The sequence below is a fragment of the Frankia sp. KB5 genome, assembly GCF_002099325.1.
In the GTDB taxonomy this organism is placed as follows: Bacteria; Actinomycetota; Actinomycetes; order Frankiales; family Frankiaceae; genus Frankia; species Frankia casuarinae.
In genome coordinates this window covers 1-1,729 of the sequence record NZ_MRUJ01000327.1, presented here as the reverse complement: position 1 = coordinate 1,729, position 1,729 = coordinate 1, and the positions used below count along the sequence as shown (strand labels likewise).

Genomic DNA, 1,729 nt, shown 5'->3' with positions numbered 1-1,729 from the left:
CAGCGTGACACCCGGCGGTTAAACGACAAGCTCAGAGCCTGTTTGGAATCTTGATCTATTGGGGGTCGGGGGTGGATCCAGGTCGCCAGCGGGGTACGGGTGTCCCTCGTACGATGCGGCGGGCCATCGTGCGGATCAGTGCCCAGCGGAAGAAGGACTCCGAATGCGCGGTGCGGCGTTCGTAGTCGCGCGCGAGTCGACGGTGGGCGGTCGTCCAGGCGAACGTGCGCTCGACGACCCACCGTCGCGGGAGTGCCTCGAAGGTCTTCTGGCCGGGTTTCTTCTTCACGACCTCGACCGTGGTGGCGAGGACGTCTTTCGCCCACCCGACGAGGGTGCCGGAAAAGCCCGCGTCGGTGAACAGGTGCCGGCAGCGGCGGTGATCGAATAGCGGGTCACCCGGCTGTCGCGTCGGCGACAGGACGCAGGCGGCGTTCGGACAGGTGCACCGCCATGCGTCGTCTGGCCTGGTTGCCAGGGCAGGCCAGGCCCGCGTCCCGGCGGCCGGGCCTGTGCCCAGCGGGTGTCGGGGAACCGGTCGGTCGCGTCGGCGAGCTGGCGGGCGTAGGCGAGCGCGTCCGCACTCGACTTTCACGGCCTCCCCCCGACAGCCCTGGCAGGCCACCCCCACCCCCTGGGAGTCGCCGGAAAATAACTCCGGTCTTTGATCTACGCGGGAGATCGTGGGACGCTCCGGCGTGTGGAGCGGATCAACGAGGTGGTGCTCGCGGAGAAGTTCGCGGTGCTGTTGCCGCATCTGGATGAGCGGCAGCGCCGGCTGGTGCTGGGTGCGGACGCGCGGGCGTTCGGGCATGGCGGGATCCGTCTGGTGGCCCGGGCGGCCGGGGTATCGGTGGACACGGTCTCGCGTGGTGTCGCCGAGCTGGGGGCGGGCGCAGCCTCGACGGGCCGGGTGCGCGCGCCGGGTGGGGGTCGTAAGGCGTTGCGGGAGAAGGATCCGGAGCTGGTGGCGGCGCTGCTGGCGCTGGTCGAGCCCGACCAGCGGGGGGCTCCGGAGTCGCCGTTGCGGTGGACGGTGAAGTCCACCCGCCGGCTCGCCGAGCAGCTCACCGCACGTGGGCATCCGGTCGGCGCGGATACGGTCGGTGGGCTGCTGCGGGCGGAGGGGTTCAGCCTGCAGGGCACCTCACGCACGACCGAGGGCGCACGTCACCCTGACCGGGACGACCAGTTTCGCTATATCAACGAACGGGTCAAGGAGTTCACCGCGGGCGGGCAGCCGGTCGTCAGTGTGGACACGAAGAAAAAGGAAGTCCTCGGTGACTACGCCGTCGCCGGACGGGAGTGGCACCGTAAGGGGCAGCCGGTGCGGGTCCGCGCCCATGACTTTCCCGAGAAGGGCGCGCAGAAGGCAGTGCCCTACGGGGTCTACGATCTGGCCGCCGACACCGGCTGGGTGTCGGTCGGCTGCGACGGGGACACCGCCGCGTTCGCGGTCGCGACCCTGCGTCGCTGGTGGGACGGGGAAGGCCGTCACCGCTACCCGACCGCGACCCGGCTGCTGATCACCGCGGACGTCGGCGGGGCCAACGGCTACCGGGTACGTGCCTGGAAGAAGGAACTCGCCGACCTCGCCCGCACGACCGGCCTGCAGATCACCGTGTGCCACTTCCCGCCGGGCACGTCGAAATGGAACAAGATCGAGCACCGGTTGTTCTCCCGGATCAGTACGAACTGGCGTGGCCGGCCGTTGACCAGCCACGAGGTC

General features: G+C 70.0%; 2 pseudogenes. One reads left to right on the top strand and one right to left on the bottom strand.

Features of this window, described 5'->3' with window-relative positions:
- Positions 1-55: 55 nt before the first annotated feature.
- A pseudogene (locus tag KBI5_RS26690) lies at positions 56-388 on the bottom strand (transposase); the annotation flags it as partial.
- 312 nt (positions 389-700) lie between these two features.
- Between KBI5_RS26690 and KBI5_RS23635 the strand changes: the two are divergent.
- Positions 701-1,729, top strand: a pseudogene (locus KBI5_RS23635) (ISAzo13-like element ISFsp13 family transposase); the annotation flags it as partial.